Origin of the sequence: Enterobacter cloacae complex sp. 2024EL-00711 (assembly GCF_047529885.1) — a bacterium.
In the GTDB taxonomy this organism is placed as follows: domain Bacteria; phylum Pseudomonadota; class Gammaproteobacteria; order Enterobacterales; family Enterobacteriaceae; genus Enterobacter; species Enterobacter ludwigii.
Genome location: NZ_JBLIZC010000001.1, coordinates 533616 through 547931 on the forward strand (window position 1 = coordinate 533616; position 14316 = coordinate 547931).

Below are 14316 nucleotides of genomic sequence, written 5' to 3' on the forward strand. Positions count from 1 at the left end.
TAAATCAGTGTTAAAATTTTTCCTGTGTCAATCCTCACACATGCAAAATGGTCACCCTCACCCACCACAACATCCCTAGTCTAATTAGCTCAAAGCGGTCACTAATTCGATGATCTGGGCGATTATCATTTCCACTTTGCAATTATACCGCCAAAGCATCGCTTACCCTCCCCTCATGCTTTCATGCGCTCATATTTTGCTTTAAGCAATTCAGCAGGCGTAGGCCCTTTTGGCGTCACTGGTGCTGCTAACGCGCGCCGTACGGGTGGGATCGGTTTCCCAGCCATTACGCGCTTTTCCCAGATAGCAATAATATCTCCAGCCTCATGCTCCAACTCTTTGTGGCTCAGCTGACCATCCGTTCCGCGGCGCCGCAGTTCGAGGCAAATGTGGTAGTAAACCGGCTTAGGCCAGGGATACTGCTCGCTGCTCGGGTACCGGAACACTAGCTTGCGCCACTTCCAGTATTCAGCCATCACGTCAGCGGTGGTGATCCCCAGCACGGAGCGCCCTTCCCTGCACCACTTGATGAACTGGCCTGGCGAAGGCAGGAATGGGCGCTCCTGGCGCCGTACCATGCGCATGCCCGCTTCAACCTGCTCCAGAGTGGTAATCCCGTTTTCTTTGAACGCCAGCACCCACTGGCGGCGGATCTCGTTCACGTCTTCCTGGCTGCGATTAACCAGGCTTGCAGGGAACGCGGCGGCCAGCTGCACAAACAGGCCGTTGATGATCTGCGCCACCTGCTGTGTTTGCTCGCGTTCGGTGTACTGCTCAGGCATGGTGTGCGCCACACGGCGAGCCTGCTCCCGGTCAAAATTGCAAATGCTCTCGGCTAGGTTTTTCATTCCAGCACCCCGTCAATCCAGTCGGTGTTATGCAGGTCGATGCCGCCCCGGGATGGCTTTGCCGTTCCGGTTGCACGCAGCCGCTTCGTGGTGAGTTGATCCCACTGCTTTCGCAGTCTTGAGGGGCTCAGGATGTTGTCTTTCCAGAACTCGTCCCGGTTAGCCCACTGGAACAAATCACAGATTTCGTAGTGAGTACGATTGTCCTGGACACGCATCAGTCTGATGGTGTTTGCCCATTCAGCCCAGTTGGGTTCGGATAGCGATGCGTTGACAGTGAGAAGCCTGTCGTAAATCCAGCGGGCGGCCTTGAGGTCGTCAGCGGATCCCCATGATTTACCTGCCGGGGTATATATCCCATCGGCAGCTTCTGGATGGCGTGAGAGAAATTTTTGAGTTTTCTGGTTTCGGGATTCGTCAGAATTCCGAGACGAGGATATTTTAATATTGTTCTTGTTATAGTCTTGGGTGTCTACCGTTTCCGGGAAGGTTTTTCCCGTTTTCGGTAACACTTTTCCCGATTTCGGGAAGACTTTTCCCGTTTTCGGTTTGTCTAAAATCCAGGCAGAAAGGTCAGTATTTATACCGACCATTTTCATCACGCCCTGCTTTTGATTGAAGATAATTTTGCGTTCTGCGAGCGATTTGAGCGCATCAGAAACATGCGAGTCACTCAACCCTGTAAGCTCGGCGATCACCGTGTTCGTAACGCGGTCCTGCTTCTTGTTCCAGCCGTAGGTAAGCCAGATCACCGCCTCAAAACACTGCCACTCCCGGCCTGACATTCTCAGACGAGGCTTGAGCTGTTGGATCTCGTTAGCGACCTTGGTATACCCGTTCGACAGGTCGGCCATACGACCTCCCGGTTGTTCGGTTCTGTGGGGGAAATTGATAATTTCAGCTGTGTTTGACATACTTAGCTCCGCAATTACACTCCGTTTTTGCACTTGAAAGTCGGTTCTGTTAGCGCAGACCGGCTTTCGCCTTTACTGAAGTCTTCACATTGCCCCCAGCATGGTTGTGACCATCGCCAGCAGCGGTGCCGTAAGGTCCGGATCGACTCTGAACATTTCGAAAATCCCCTCGCCTAACTCCTTCAGCTTTTCCTTCTTCGGGGCATCGAGCATTAGAGCTTGCTTCGCCTCACTCACCTCTTTCTCCAGCCTGGCCATCCGGTAGGCAAAGGAGTCGTTTTTAACGACGCGGTCGCGGTACCGAAGCGGTAATGCAGACATGATCGCGGGCACCAACTGTTCGACGTTCTTTCGGTAAGATGCGGAGTCTTCTTTGTTGTCCAGCCATCGGAACAGCTTCACGTTCCAGACATCGGCCTGGCCTGAGAAGTCCACGCCATCAACTTGAAGTTCTTCCGCCGCTTCTTGGATTTGAAGTGCAACAGCTACGCGCCCTTCTGCTGCCGCCCACGCCCGGACCGCAGAGCAGATATCGCGATGAGCAATATCCTGAGATGCCGATTCGCTTGGATGACACGGGAATATCAGTCGATTAGATGAAGCTCTGTTACTCTGTTGGGATAAAACAGTTTGCATTGTTAAGGCTCCTGTTTAGGTAAACCATCTGTGGGGTTTGGGTAGAGATCGGGGCGCAGTTCGTGTGGAGTCACGCCGGTAACCCCATAAATTGGCAGCACACGCTCAGCCGGGATCCCCTTGCGGCGCCAAAGCGAAACAGCCGTTTTTGAAACGCCGATCAGAGTACCAAGCGCACTGGCCGAGCCAGATCGAAGAATTGCAAGTTCAATTCCAGTCATAGGACCTCCTTAAGTGCGACCGAGTAAAGCACCAATTTACCAAACAGTCAATAAACACCTGCCTATCAAGTGGTAAAGCTATTGTTTACAATCCATATATGAATAGAAAAGAACCTAACCAGAGCCTAATTTCTAGGCTGACTGAATTGAATAACAAAGGCTTCTCAAAAACAGAGATGGCCAAAGTAGCTAATGTCAGCAAACAAGCGGTGACCGGATGGTTTCGAACCGGCAAGATGAGCAAAGAATCTGCACTTGCTTTAGCTGATGCAGCTGGGGTGTCGGTCGCCTGGATCCTTGGTGAGGACGTTGGCGAGAAAGACGGACTTAAGGTAGACGAACAGCGCCTGCTTGAGCTCTATCGCCAACTGCCCGAGGAAGAGCAGAAGAACATGCTTCGCATCTTCTCAATTCGCCTGAAAGAACTAGATGAACTGTACGCGAAGTACATGAGTCGAAGGATCAAGGGCGATACGGAGTGAATTAATCAATCCCTTAATTCCGATCTCTTCCATGAGATTTAAGGAAGTAATACTATGGATGCAAAAATATCTTTTCTTTTCCCATACACGACTGTCGGGATAAATCAGCACAACTTTTCCCCTGTACTAACTTTTGAATGCGACGTTTTACCTGTCAAAGCGGTACTGCAAATTGCTTTTTACTTTATCTGCCTGAAAAACAAAGAAAATTACAGATTAAGGTTTGACATTCTTCGTAATGGAATTTCTGTAATCGACGATAGCTGGGATAGAGACAAAATATTTATGTCAGAAGATCCATCTTCTGACCCCGATAAAGTAGCAGTTGGACTGAATATTGATCTTCCATCCGTACCATTTGACATGGAAGGAATTTATCAGATTAGTGCTGAGCTATTTTACCCTCAAGATAGTAAAACACCCATCCACCAAAATGATGCCTTTTTTAAGGTAACAAAGAAGGCTGAGTAAAAGTACATGCCGGAAAAAGTTACAATACTAAGACCTGGAAAAGAGACCATGCGGTTGCCTGCTGGACGCTATCACGAAAATAATGCATCATTCGAGCATGATGGCGGTAATGGCGGAGGTGGAAACATGCTTGAGGCTAGAGTTGCAAAACTCGAAGCAGATGTCGAAAACATCAAAGTGAATCTATCTGAAGCACGAATGGATATTCGTGAGCTTACTAAGAGCTCAGCCTCTATCAAAACTGATATATCTACAGTATTACAAAAACTAAAAGATATAGACGAAAAGCTTTCAACTAAAGCAAGCAAAGACTTCGTTGATTCTAAAGCCGGCGATATCAAGGTTTGGATGTTAGGCTTACTGTTACTTTCTATAGCAATGCCAATAATAATGTTCTTGCTCAATCTTTATCTTAAAAAGCCGTAACCAGTAACCCGACCACCGCGCTGGGTTTTCTTTCCCCTATCCCAGCAGCCTAACCGCCAAGCCCCTACCCTGAACTCAAAGATCCCGACCTTAGCGTCGGGATTTTTTTGCCCTCAATAACTCATTTTCATACTCCATATAGCTCAGGTAAAGAATTACTGTACTTTTACGTATTGCAACACTTGACCTTAAGGTAAAGTAGTGATTTACTAGAATCACCAAGACGCACTACGAACCACCAAGGCAGGACGCCCACGAAGTAGCCACCGACGGCATACGAAGAGTCGGATGAGGTGGAGAGATTAACGCGCATCAGGTGTAAATGTTCCGCTAGCCGGCGATAAGGCAACTAAGAGGAGAGGTTAAGGTGAGCGATAAAGAGTCAAACGCGATTAAGGTCAAACCGATTCTGACAAGTAACAACCTGGTATTGAAGGCTGCTGATGCTGCACTGAACGCAGTGCAAGACACTATGGGTAGTCTTCGCGAAGACGATCATTACCTCTATATGAAAATGGCCAGAGCCGCCCTCGATTCTGCACGGGCAGCTCTTGGTAATGATTAATACGTAGTGCCGATATCTATCCCGTATGCGTATTTAGGTTTTCTGAGACTCACTATAGCCACGCATTCTGGCAAGAGAGATTCGATTTTTTCCAGTAAAGCATCCGGTGTGTTGATTGACGGATCCTTTGAGGCGAGAGCTAGCGCGAGATCGTATGCGACGGAATCAACCGTTCGCCCTGAATTAAAGAGGTTGTCTGACATAATTATTACCCTTACTGGTTGTGTGATAACTCCAGTATACCACCGAGCCTGAAGTGGTAAAAAGACAGGCATAACAAGGAGATCAATATGATTGATTACGCACGCAAACCAGGACGGCAGCAGGCCGTAAAACTGAATTTCTTCGAAGTGATTCTTCGTCGGCTCTGTTACCTGCTGGCGCAAAAGGGGAATCCAGATGTGTAACTCAACGAAATGCGGGTACTGCGGCAAGCCGGTTAAACCGGAGGAAGTAGTCAAAAGTACCCTTCTCTATCGCAACGGCGCACAGCTGGCGCGCAAAGAAAAAGAATACTGCTCTGAACGTTGTGCTTCCTACGACCAGATGGCCCACGAAAGCTAACGTAAAAGCCGCGCAAGGCGGCCCGTACGTCCGGTGCTCCCGACCAAAGTTACACCGGAAAACTACTTAAAAAACCAAAGTTCACCCAATGGGCGCTATCTCTGGCCCGGGGATCTTACATCCAAAAAAGAGGATCTCACATGGAATTTTTCTATGTAGTTAAGGCTACGCAGAAATCTGGTAAAGAAGACGCAGTGATTTGGTTCACTGCGAAATCAGAAGCCCGTGCCAACCTGCAGTTAGATGTTGAGCTGGAAGATGCTGGTATTGAAACCGGGCGTGGTAAGGATTACACCAAACCTGTTCGCACTGATTTTCCGGTATATAACGACCTACCGAAAGAAAGTTCGGTGGATTACACCTGGTGCAAACGCTATGCACTCCAGGACGATGGACGCACCTGGCTGCCAAAGGCTAGCGCTGAGTCTACTGGAGACTTTGACAACAGTGCCGCACCGGAAGCGACCGTTAATGTCGAAACTACCATCGAGAGTGTCCCGCTTGAAAACCGCACTCCAGCGGTTCGTTATGCCGTCCACCTGACCAGCGACAAATACCAGTCACACATCACTAAAGAGCAGCAGTTGGCTGCCAGCGAAATGTCACTGGATGAAGGCAACACCTATCTCCAGAACCTGCTGCTGGCGAAGAACGACATCCCTGAAGTTGCCGAACTCAGCCTGAACGCTGAGTGGAAACTCGTTCAGTCGATAAAGCAGGTCTTCGCGCAAGATGAAACGCACGAAGCTGAAGTTATCGCTGCATTCATGGCTGACTGGGCGAGAGCAGATGTCAGCGATCGCAATCAGTTAGTTGAAGAGTGGAGAAGCGGAAAGCTTACTCTTCTCAAATCAGAAAGCACCAGCAACACCGGCGTTACAACCGGTCAGGATGTAGAACCTGAAAACGGTATTCAGATTGACGAGAATGATGACGAAACCACACGTTATCCAGTCGTTCGTATGCCGTTCCGCAAGCAGCTACTCGCCCAGTTCACCGCCGACGAACTGCGTCACCACTTAACCCGAGAAGAATACGAAACTATCAGCGCGCTGGAGATGGACACTGACAACAGCTACGTTCAGAACCTGCTGCTGGCGGCAGAAAACTGCGAAGAGATTAAGGGTTACGATACCAAAGACCTGTGGCGTTACACCGACGCCATTCGCAAAGTTTTCAGCCAGGATAAGCGTCACGAACTCGCATTGGTTCTCCAATTCACCAGAGTCTGGGCGGCGACTGATTACATTAACCGTGGCATCTTGGCGCGCGAATGGGCTGCCGGAAACCGCATCAGCAGCGTGCAGCGTACTGATTCCGGCACTAACGCTGATGGCGGCTATGTTACCGACCGCGGCGAAGGCGCACACCATACGCTGGACACTCTCGATCTTGAGATCGCATGCACCCTGCTGCCTATGGATTTCAACCCACACGAAATACCAGGCAGCGTACTGCGTCGCGCGAAGGAAATTGTCGCTAAAAAAGAGGAACCATGGAAATCATGGAGCGCCATCCTGCGTAATCAGCCCGGCATACTGGCGGTGAACCGTGCGGCAATCTTCAATCTGATCCGCATCGCACCAGAGAACATCCACCACACGCCAGCGGCTCATCTTGAGTTTGTGAATAAAACCATGACGGCTGAATTTAACTCTGCTGTGGCGTTGCTGCCGCTGTCTACTCCGGCTGTTGAGACCGAAGCTCCAGTTGCACAACCGCATGTTGAAAATCTCGGCAGCGGTGTGTTCTCCATCGATGGTCTGGTGGGTGGAATTAACGATCCGGCCATCAATACCACCTCAAATGAAGTCGAAAAAACGGAAAACGCAGCGGAGACCACCAGCGATGTGCAGATGGAAACGACTCAGTCAGAGAAAGTCGAAAATACTGATCCGGTACAACCAGGCGAAGGCGCTGATGCGGCTAATACGCAAGCAGTTACCATAGCGCCAGAAGAGCAGCAATCAGAGCCAGTATTCGAATACCCGGCCTACTTCGAGCCTGGCCGCTACGAAGGTCTGCCGAATGATGTTTATCACGCAGCAAACGGTATTAGCTCAACCCAGGTGAAAGATGCCAGGGTCAGTCTGATGTATTTCAATGCGCGCCATGTGGCTAAAACTATCCCGCGCACATCATCCAAAGTGCTGGACATGGGAAACCTGGTGCACGCCCTTGCATTGCAGCCGGAAAACCTTGAAGCAGAGTTCAGCGTAGAACCAGAGATCCCTGAAGATGCGTTTACGACCACCGCTACTCTGCGTGAGTTCATCGACGGGTACAACGCCAGCCTGCCGGCACTGCTGAGCGCTGACGAGATTAAAGCGTTGCTTGAAGAACATAACGCAGCCCTTCCCGCTCCAGTGCCACTTGGCGCGAGCCTGGAAGAAACGGCTCAAAGCTATATGGCTCTCCCTGCTGAGTACCAGCGTATTGAAGAAGGCCAGAAGCAAACGGCAACGGCAATGAAAGCGTGCTTCAAAGAGTACAACGCCACTCTGCAGACGCCGGTTAAAACCAGTGGCAGCCGTGATGCGCTACTCGAGCAATTAGCGATCATCAATCCTGATCTGGTCGCACAGGAAGCGCAGAAACCGACGCCGCTGAAAGTCTCCGGCAGCAAAGCAGACATGATCCAGGCAGTTAAGTCGGTTAAGCCCGATGCCATATTTGCCGACGAACTGCTGGATGCTTGGCGCGACAACCCTGGCGAAAAGATTCTGGTTACCCGCCAGCAGCTGGCCACAGCGCGTGCAATTCAGTCTGCACTCCTGGCGCACCCGACCGCCGGTATGCTGCTTACACATCCAAGCCGCGCCGTTGAAGTGAGCTATTTCGGTTTCGACGACGAAACCGGATTAGAAGTGCGTGTACGCCCTGACCTCGAGATTGAACTGGACGGCGTGCGCATCGGTGCTGACCTGAAAACCATCAGCATGTGGAATGTGAAGCAGGAAAGCCTGCGCGCCAGGCTGCACCGGGAAATCATTGACCGGGACTACCACCTCAGCGCGGCTATGTATTGCGAGACTGCAGCGCTGGACCAGTTCTTCTGGATTTTCGTCAACAAAGACGAGAACTACCACTGGATCGCCATCATTGAAGCATCCACCGAACTGCTGGAATTGGGCATGCTCGAGTACCGCAAAACGATGCGCGCCATCGCAACCGGTTTCGATACGGGCGAATGGCCAGCGCCGATCACTACCGATTACACCGATGAACTGAACGACTTCGACCTGCGCCGCCTCGAAGCGCTGCGCGCTCAGGCTTAAGGGGGATTTATGCATAACACAAACGTTACCGTTGCCGACCAGAACACAGTTATTAACTCCAACGTGGCTTTGTTCGATTCCCAGTATCTGAACGCCATCAGCACGTTCGCGCAGATTATGGCGCAAGGCACCGCGACCGTTCCTAAACACCTTCAGGGCAATCAGGCCGACTGCATGGCTGTAGCGATGCAAGCAGCACAGTGGCAAATGAATCCCTTTGCCGTGGCCCAAAAGACGCACCTGATTAACGGTGTACTCGGGTATGAAGCGCAACTGGTTAATGCTGTGATTTCGCGCAGTGGCGTACTGGCCAGCCGCTTTGAATATGAATGGTACGGGCCATGGGAAAAGGTCGTTGGAAAATTCCATATCCGTAAAGGCGACAAAGGCGAGTACCGCGTCCCTGGCTGGACCCTGGCTGACGAAGCCGGGATCGGCATCATTATCAGCGCAACGCTGAAAGGCGAGGATAAACCGAGAGAACTCGATTTACTGCTGGCTCAGGCCCGTACCCGAAACTCTACCCTTTGGGCTGACGACCCTCGCCAGCAGCTGGCGTACCTGGCTGTCAAACGTTGGGCGAGACTGTTCTGCCCGGATGTAATTCTGGGCGTTTATACCCCGGATGAACTGGATGATCGCCTTGAAGAACGAGAGGTAAACCCGGCACCGGCGCAGCACGTTAGCCTCGCTGATATTTCAGGTGACAACGTCACTACGACTCAAACGGCTCAGGAATCAGCTCAAAACATCGATACGCTTGCTGATGATTTCCGTGACCGCATCGAGGCGGCTCAGGACGTGGATAGCGCTAAAGCTCTGCGCGCAGATATTGAAACCGTGAAAGCAACGCTGGGTTCTGCCCTGTTCACGGAGCTGAAAAACAAGGCCGTGAAGCGTTATTACCTGGTTGATGCTCGTAACAAAGTCGAAGCAGCCATCAATTCCTTGCCACCTTCAGATGATCCAGATGCAGCTGCTCGGTTCGCAGAGGTTGAGCGCGTTCTTGCATCGTCGAAACGCCATCTGGGCGACGAACTGCATGGTCAGTTCAGCATCACCCTGGCGGATATGAAACCGGAATACGTGGACTAACGAGATCGGGAGGGGAAACCCTCCTTCAAGGAGAAAAAATGCGACTGATTAATCGAGGCAGTAAGCAATCCCCTTTGGCTCGCCAGGCATGTGAAATCGCACTCGCAGCCCACCAGCAAAGATATGGTGACTATGGGCGCAGCAAGATGAAAGAGACCTATACGGTGAGAGTGGAAGGCGTGAAGGTCTGGGTGGAGGTGGTGAACCGCAAGGCGAGCTATGTGGCCACGGCAATGACAGGCATGCGACGACTGCGATCCTTGCCTGGGCAGGTGGCCTGATATTGAAATATCACACTACATAACTTTGAGAGCTCATATTTATCAAACTGGAGGTTTTCATGGGACAGCTCGTTAGCTTGGAGGATTGGGCTTCCGGTCCAAACGGCTTCAAGCAACCACCATCCAGAGCGGCGCTGCACAAGATTGCTAAAACAGGACAAACGATCCCAAGGGCGCTGAAACAAGGTCGTCGGTGGGTTATCGATGAAGAGGCCAAATTCATTGGTATGCTCGCATCGCCGGCTCTACCACCACGCATGCCCAAAGCGGTTAAGACGCTTATGGAGAGAGTAATTAATGGCAGCCAGACCACGTAATCACAGGGTTGATATCCCAAATCTCTACTGCAAGCTTGATAAGCGTAACAGCAAAACCTACTGGCAATATCGGCACCCTTTAACCGGTCAGTTTATCGGTTTTGGTACCGATCAAGAGGCGGCCAGTCTGGCCGCCTCTGAATTGAATCGTCTGCTTGCGCAGCAGGAAGTTGCCCAGTCGTTTGCCCTGATAGATATGGTCAGCCATAAGAAAGTTAATTCCAAGAAATCGATGCGGATGCGCCTATGGATTGAACGGTATCTGAAAATTCAGGAGGAGCGACTCAGCAATAAAGAGATAAAAATTAATACGCTTAAATCAAGAAGGACATGCACAAACGTACTGGTTGAAAGGATGCCTGACATTGGCATTCAGGAAGTCACCACCAAAATGCTGGCAGCCATTACAGACGAATATAAAGCCAGAGGCAAAGCACGAATGGCGCAAACGCTCCGCAGCGTCTGGATTGACCTGTTCAAAGAGGCGCAGCACGCAGGCGAAGTTGAGCCGGGTTATAACCCGGCGCTAGCCACAAGAAAAGTCGTTGTCCGGGTAAGTCGTTCGCGACTGAACCTTGAGATGTGGAAGGCGATATTTGAAGCTGCCTCCAATATGGCGCCCTACGTCCAAAACTCCATGCTTCTGGCAGTTGTCACCGGGCAACGGCGCGGCGATATCGCCAAAATGAAGTTCTCTGATGTCTGGGACGGTCATCTCCACGTTGAGCAGCAAAAGACCGGGGCGAAACTGGCTATACCGCTCTCGCTACGCTGCGAGATGTTGGATATTACACTGGCGCAGGTGATCAAGCGATGCAGGGATCGGGTCGTAAGCCCCTGGCTTCTCCATCACGTGACCTCAAGCGGTAATGTGAAAGCAGGCGATCAGGTTGGCGAGAACAGCCTTAGTGTCTCCTTCAAACTCGCGATCGATAGTACTGGCATTTCCGTAGAGGATGGGAAAACAATGCCGACTTTTCACGAGCTGCGTTCTCTATCGGAGCGTCTGTATGAGGGGCAAGGCATCAATACCCAGCAGCTACTAGGTCACTCATCAGACAGGATGACGGCGCAGTATCATAACGATCGCGGCCTCGACTGGGTGAAAGTGAAGGTGTAGCTACGTGAATAATTGGACCGTATCCCCCTGCAAATTTCGCAGAATTCAAGAATTCATTTTGGGGAGGAATTTTGGAGGAGTTTTGGGGAAGAAAAAATCGGGCAAAAACCGGGCACCGCGCCCGGTTCTGCTACCAGCCTGAAAAAGCCTTTACGAGCTCAACCCGCGGTTATCCAGCATCGGTTCAATCCTCGGATCGTGCCCGCGCCAGTTCCGGTAAAGTTCAGCTAAATCAGTACTATTCCCGCGCGACAAAATGGCATCGCGGAATTTCTGTCCATTTTCGCGAGTCAAACCACCCTGCTCGACAAACCACTGATAGCCATCGTCTGCCAGCATCTGGGTCCACAGGTAGGCGTAATACCCCGCCGCATAGCCGCCGCCGAAGATATGGGCGAAGTAGCTGCTGCGATAGCGCGGAGGAACGGCGGGCAGATCCAGCCCCTCTTTGTGCAGTGCTACCGCTTCAAAGGTGTCAACATCGTCCACGGGTTCGCTGATGCTGTGCCAGTTCATATCCAGCAGCGCAGCGCTAAGCAACTCGGTCATGTCATAACCTTTATTAAACTGCGTCGCGTTAAGCATTTTATCGCGCAGCGCCTCGGGCATCGGCTCTCCGGTCTGATAGTGGCGGGCATAGTGGGCAAACACCTGCGGGTGGCTCGCCCAGTGCTCGTTGATTTGCGATGGGAACTCGACAAAATCACGCGGCGTATTGGTGCCGGAGAGGGAGGCGTAGCGCTGGCTGGCAAACAGACCGTGCAGCGTATGACCAAACTCGTGGAACAGGGTGACCACATCGTCCCAGGAGATCAGCGCCGTCTGACCGTTAGCCGGTTTTTGATAGTTGCAGACATTGTAGATAACCGGGCGCGAGGCAAACTCATACGATTGCTCGACGAAATTCCCCATCCACGCCCCACCGGCTTTCGATTCGCGGGCAAAGAAATCACCGTAGAACAGCGCCATCCCTTCGCCGGTATGGTCGAAAATTTCCCACACGCGGACATCAGGATGGTAAACCGGAATATCGAAACGCTCGACAAAGCGGAGGCCAAACAGCTGGCTTGCAGCCCAGAATACGCCATCCTGCAACACCGTGTTGAGCGCAAAGTACGGCTTGATTTGCGACTCGTCGAGGGCATATTTCGCCTGGCGCACGCGCTCGGCATAAAAAGCCCAGTCCCACGCCTGCACGGTGAACCCGGCCTGCTCGTCATCAATCACTTTTTGGATATCGGCTTGCTCAAGCGTCGCTCGAGTGCGTGCAGCGGGCACAATACCGCGCATAAGAGCCAACGCGGCGGCTGGTGTTTTCGCCATTTGATCGGCGATACTCCAGCTTGCGTAGTCCTCAAATCCCAACAATTTTGCCTGACGCGCACGCAACGCGGTGAGACGCAGGATCAGTGCCCGGGTATCGTTTTCATCCCCTTTCTGGGTACGCGTCCAGCCCGCGTTAAACAAATTTTCGCGCGTCTGACGGTCACGCAGCGCGGAAAGTGCGGGTTGTTGAGTGGTATTCAGCAGCGGAATCAACCAGCGATCGTTCAGCCCTTTCTCCGCGGCGGCATGGGCAGCCGTCGCAATCTCGTCAGGATTGAGTCCATCAAGCTGATGAGCATAATCCACGACCAGCCCACCGGCTTTGGTGGCGGCCAGCAGACGCTGATTAAACTGGCTGGTGAGGGTAGCCGCCTCGGTATTCAGCGCTTTCAGCTCCGCTTTTTCTGCATCATTCAGCCGCGCACCGGCCAGCACAAAGTGCTGGTACGTCTCTTCTGCCAGCCGACGGGATTCGGCGTCCAGTGCAGCACAATCCTGCCAGACGCTCTCTACGCGAGAGAACAGCGTGTCGTTAAGCCAGATATCGTTCGCCAGGGCAGCAAGCTCGGTAGAGATCTGCTCTTCAAGCGCCTGTAAGTCATCATTGGTGTGCGCAGAGGTCATGGCGAAGAAAACACTGCTGACACGCGAGAGCATGGCACCGCTTTTTTCGAGTGCCAGCACGGTATTGTTGAAATCGGGGGCGGCCGTTTGCGCGACAATCGCGTCAATTTCGGCTCGCTTCTGGCGTATCGCTTCATCGAATGCCGGGCGGTAGTGACCGTCGTTGATTTCGTCGAATCGGGGTGCCTGATAAGGCAACAGGCTGCTTTCAAAAAAGGGATTAGTGGCCGACATCTTTCACTCCTGAGTACGGTTATCTTCCCAGAGTAGGCCAGGCCGCCACTGCCTGCAATGCCGTCATACAAATGTTGCCTTAACGCATCCTTCTCGGCCGTGCTATGTTAGTACAACACAAAAAGCGTTGAGGAACAGTGAGATGATTATTTTAGTTACCGGGGCAACGGCAGGTTTTGGTGAAAGCATCACGCGTCGCTTCGTCGCCAACGGACATAAGGTGATTGCGACGGGTCGTCGTCAGGAGCGTCTGCAGGAGCTGAAAGATGAGCTGGGTGACAGCATCCTGACCGCGCAGCTTGATGTCCGTAACCGTGCCGCCATCGAAGAGATGATTGCTAACCTGCCGGCCGAATGGCGTGCCATTGACCTGCTGGTCAACAATGCCGGTCTGGCGCTCGGTATGGAGCCTGCCCACAAAGCCAGCGTCGAAGACTGGGAAAACATGATCGACACGAACAACAAAGGGCTGGTGTACATGACCCGCGCCGTGCTGCCAGGCATGGTTGAGCGCAATCGCGGCCACATTATTAACATCGGCTCGACCGCAGGAAGCTGGCCTTATGCGGGCGGTAATGTTTATGGCGCGACCAAAGCCTTCGTGCGTCAGTTCAGCCTTAACCTGCGTACCGATCTGCACGGCACCGCCATTCGCGTGACCGATATTGAGCCGGGCCTGGTAGGCGGAACCGAATTTTCCAACGTTCGGTTTAAAGGTGATGACGCGAAAGCAGGCAAAACCTACGAGAATGCGAACGCCCTGACGCCGGAAGATGTCACCGAAGCGGTCTGGTGGGTGGCAACGCTGCCAAAACACGTCAACATTAACACGGTAGAAATGATGCCAGTCAGCCAGAGTTTTGGCGGACTTAGCGTCCATCGTGGCTAACATTGCCCTTCCCGGCCTGCGGGCC

The 14316-nt window shown here is 52.2% G+C and carries 16 protein-coding genes; 11 read left to right on the forward strand and 5 right to left on the reverse strand.

From position 1 onward, the window contains the following. Window positions 1-173: 173 nt before the first annotated feature. From ACMVME_RS02605 to ACMVME_RS02620, 4 genes are all read right to left on the reverse strand, one after another. The gene (locus ACMVME_RS02605; protein WP_414743375.1) at window positions 174-848 is read right to left on the reverse strand and encodes a replication protein P; all 675 of its coding nucleotides are present in this window, start codon (window positions 846-848) and stop codon (window positions 174-176) included. Continuing rightward, window positions 845-1762 (reverse strand): replication protein, encoded by a 918-nt coding sequence (locus tag ACMVME_RS02610; protein WP_414743376.1) that lies wholly within the window; start codon window positions 1760-1762, stop codon window positions 845-847. Before ACMVME_RS02610 ends, ACMVME_RS02605 begins: the two co-directional genes overlap by 4 nt. 84 nt (window positions 1763-1846) lie before the next feature. After that, window positions 1847-2398, reverse strand: coding sequence for a toxin YdaT family protein (locus ACMVME_RS02615; RefSeq protein WP_414743377.1), 552 nt, complete (start codon window positions 2396-2398; stop codon window positions 1847-1849). Window positions 2399-2400: 2 nt separating this feature from the next. Continuing rightward, window positions 2401-2619, reverse strand: a complete 219-nt coding sequence (locus ACMVME_RS02620) for a transcriptional regulator (RefSeq protein WP_414743378.1) — start codon at window positions 2617-2619, stop codon at window positions 2401-2403. Between the two features lie 98 nt (window positions 2620-2717). On the opposite strand from ACMVME_RS02620, the gene ACMVME_RS02625 reads away from it, so the two are divergent. The 10 genes from ACMVME_RS02625 (at window position 2718) to ACMVME_RS02670 (ending at window position 11218) form a co-directional block, all read left to right on the forward strand. Continuing rightward, on the forward strand, window positions 2718-3101 hold the full coding sequence (locus ACMVME_RS02625) for a helix-turn-helix domain-containing protein (RefSeq protein ID WP_279257580.1): 384 nt from the start codon (window positions 2718-2720) through the stop codon (window positions 3099-3101). Between the two features lie 54 nt (window positions 3102-3155). After that, the gene (locus ACMVME_RS02630) at window positions 3156-3572 is read left to right on the forward strand and encodes a hypothetical protein (RefSeq protein WP_279257581.1); all 417 of its coding nucleotides are present in this window, start codon (window positions 3156-3158) and stop codon (window positions 3570-3572) included. A 6-nt stretch (window positions 3573-3578) separates the two neighbouring features. Then, window positions 3579-3998, forward strand: coding sequence for a hypothetical protein (locus tag ACMVME_RS02635; RefSeq protein ID WP_279257582.1), 420 nt, complete (start codon window positions 3579-3581; stop codon window positions 3996-3998). A 367-nt stretch (window positions 3999-4365) separates the two neighbouring features. Then, complete coding sequence (locus tag ACMVME_RS02640; protein WP_106504022.1) at window positions 4366-4563, forward strand: hypothetical protein; 198 nt, start codon at window positions 4366-4368, stop codon at window positions 4561-4563. A gap of 399 nt (window positions 4564-4962) precedes the next feature. Continuing rightward, the gene (locus tag ACMVME_RS02645; RefSeq protein ID WP_328704382.1) at window positions 4963-5127 is read left to right on the forward strand and encodes a YdaE family protein; all 165 of its coding nucleotides are present in this window, start codon (window positions 4963-4965) and stop codon (window positions 5125-5127) included. Between the two features lie 140 nt (window positions 5128-5267). Beyond that, window positions 5268-8405, forward strand: coding sequence for a RecE family exodeoxyribonuclease (locus ACMVME_RS02650; protein ID WP_414743379.1), 3138 nt, complete (start codon window positions 5268-5270; stop codon window positions 8403-8405). A gap of 9 nt (window positions 8406-8414) precedes the next feature. Next, the gene (locus tag ACMVME_RS02655; protein WP_414743380.1) at window positions 8415-9500 is read left to right on the forward strand and encodes a RecT family recombinase; all 1086 of its coding nucleotides are present in this window, start codon (window positions 8415-8417) and stop codon (window positions 9498-9500) included. Between the two features lie 38 nt (window positions 9501-9538). Further along, window positions 9539-9781, forward strand: coding sequence for a DUF4060 family protein (locus ACMVME_RS02660; RefSeq protein WP_106504018.1), 243 nt, complete (start codon window positions 9539-9541; stop codon window positions 9779-9781). Window positions 9782-9840: 59 nt separating this feature from the next. Beyond that, entirely contained in the window at window positions 9841-10098 is a 258-nt protein-coding gene (locus tag ACMVME_RS02665) for an excisionase (protein ID WP_050736722.1), read from the forward strand. Then, window positions 10079-11218 carry a phage integrase Arm DNA-binding domain-containing protein gene (locus tag ACMVME_RS02670; protein WP_106504017.1) on the forward strand — a complete coding sequence of 380 codons (1140 nt, stop codon included), beginning with the start codon at window positions 10079-10081 and terminating at the stop codon, window positions 11216-11218. The genes ACMVME_RS02665 and ACMVME_RS02670 overlap by 20 nt, the downstream gene beginning before the upstream one ends. Before the next feature lie 150 nt (window positions 11219-11368). On the opposite strand, the gene dcp is transcribed toward ACMVME_RS02670, so the two are convergent. Continuing rightward, window positions 11369-13402: a peptidyl-dipeptidase Dcp gene (dcp, locus tag ACMVME_RS02675; RefSeq protein ID WP_414743381.1), complete on the reverse strand. Its 2034-nt coding sequence runs from the start codon at window positions 13400-13402 to the stop codon at window positions 11369-11371. 142 nt (window positions 13403-13544) lie between these two features. On the opposite strand from dcp, the gene ydfG reads away from it, so the two are divergent. After that, entirely contained in the window at window positions 13545-14291 is a 747-nt protein-coding gene (gene ydfG, locus ACMVME_RS02680; RefSeq protein WP_068794576.1) for a bifunctional NADP-dependent 3-hydroxy acid dehydrogenase/3-hydroxypropionate dehydrogenase YdfG, read from the forward strand. Window positions 14292-14316 lie beyond the last annotated feature (25 nt).

Excerpts from the sequence above, each read along its gene's own strand:
- ACMVME_RS02605 (WP_414743375.1), bottom strand. The coding sequence starts at position 848 with ATGAAAAACCTAGCCGAGAGCATTTGCAATTTTGACCGGGAGCAGGCT.
- ACMVME_RS02610 (WP_414743376.1), bottom strand. The coding sequence starts at position 1,762 with ATGTCAAACACAGCTGAAATTATCAATTTCCCCCACAGAACCGAACAA.
- ACMVME_RS02615 (WP_414743377.1), bottom strand. The coding sequence starts at position 2,398 with ATGCAAACTGTTTTATCCCAACAGAGTAACAGAGCTTCATCTAATCGA.
- ACMVME_RS02620 (WP_414743378.1), bottom strand. The coding sequence starts at position 2,619 with ATGACTGGAATTGAACTTGCAATTCTTCGATCTGGCTCGGCCAGTGCG.
- ACMVME_RS02625 (WP_279257580.1), top strand. The coding sequence starts at position 2,718 with ATGAATAGAAAAGAACCTAACCAGAGCCTAATTTCTAGGCTGACTGAA.
- ACMVME_RS02630 (WP_279257581.1), top strand. The coding sequence starts at position 3,156 with ATGGATGCAAAAATATCTTTTCTTTTCCCATACACGACTGTCGGGATA.
- ACMVME_RS02635 (WP_279257582.1), top strand. The coding sequence starts at position 3,579 with ATGCCGGAAAAAGTTACAATACTAAGACCTGGAAAAGAGACCATGCGG.
- ACMVME_RS02645 (WP_328704382.1), top strand. The coding sequence starts at position 4,963 with ATGTGTAACTCAACGAAATGCGGGTACTGCGGCAAGCCGGTTAAACCG.
- ACMVME_RS02650 (WP_414743379.1), top strand. The coding sequence starts at position 5,268 with ATGGAATTTTTCTATGTAGTTAAGGCTACGCAGAAATCTGGTAAAGAA.
- ACMVME_RS02655 (WP_414743380.1), top strand. The coding sequence starts at position 8,415 with ATGCATAACACAAACGTTACCGTTGCCGACCAGAACACAGTTATTAAC.
- ACMVME_RS02660 (WP_106504018.1), top strand. The coding sequence starts at position 9,539 with ATGCGACTGATTAATCGAGGCAGTAAGCAATCCCCTTTGGCTCGCCAG.
- ACMVME_RS02665 (WP_050736722.1), top strand. The coding sequence starts at position 9,841 with ATGGGACAGCTCGTTAGCTTGGAGGATTGGGCTTCCGGTCCAAACGGC.
- ACMVME_RS02670 (WP_106504017.1), top strand. The coding sequence starts at position 10,079 with ATGGCAGCCAGACCACGTAATCACAGGGTTGATATCCCAAATCTCTAC.
- dcp (WP_414743381.1), bottom strand. The coding sequence starts at position 13,402 with ATGTCGGCCACTAATCCCTTTTTTGAAAGCAGCCTGTTGCCTTATCAG.
- ydfG (WP_068794576.1), top strand. The coding sequence starts at position 13,545 with ATGATTATTTTAGTTACCGGGGCAACGGCAGGTTTTGGTGAAAGCATC.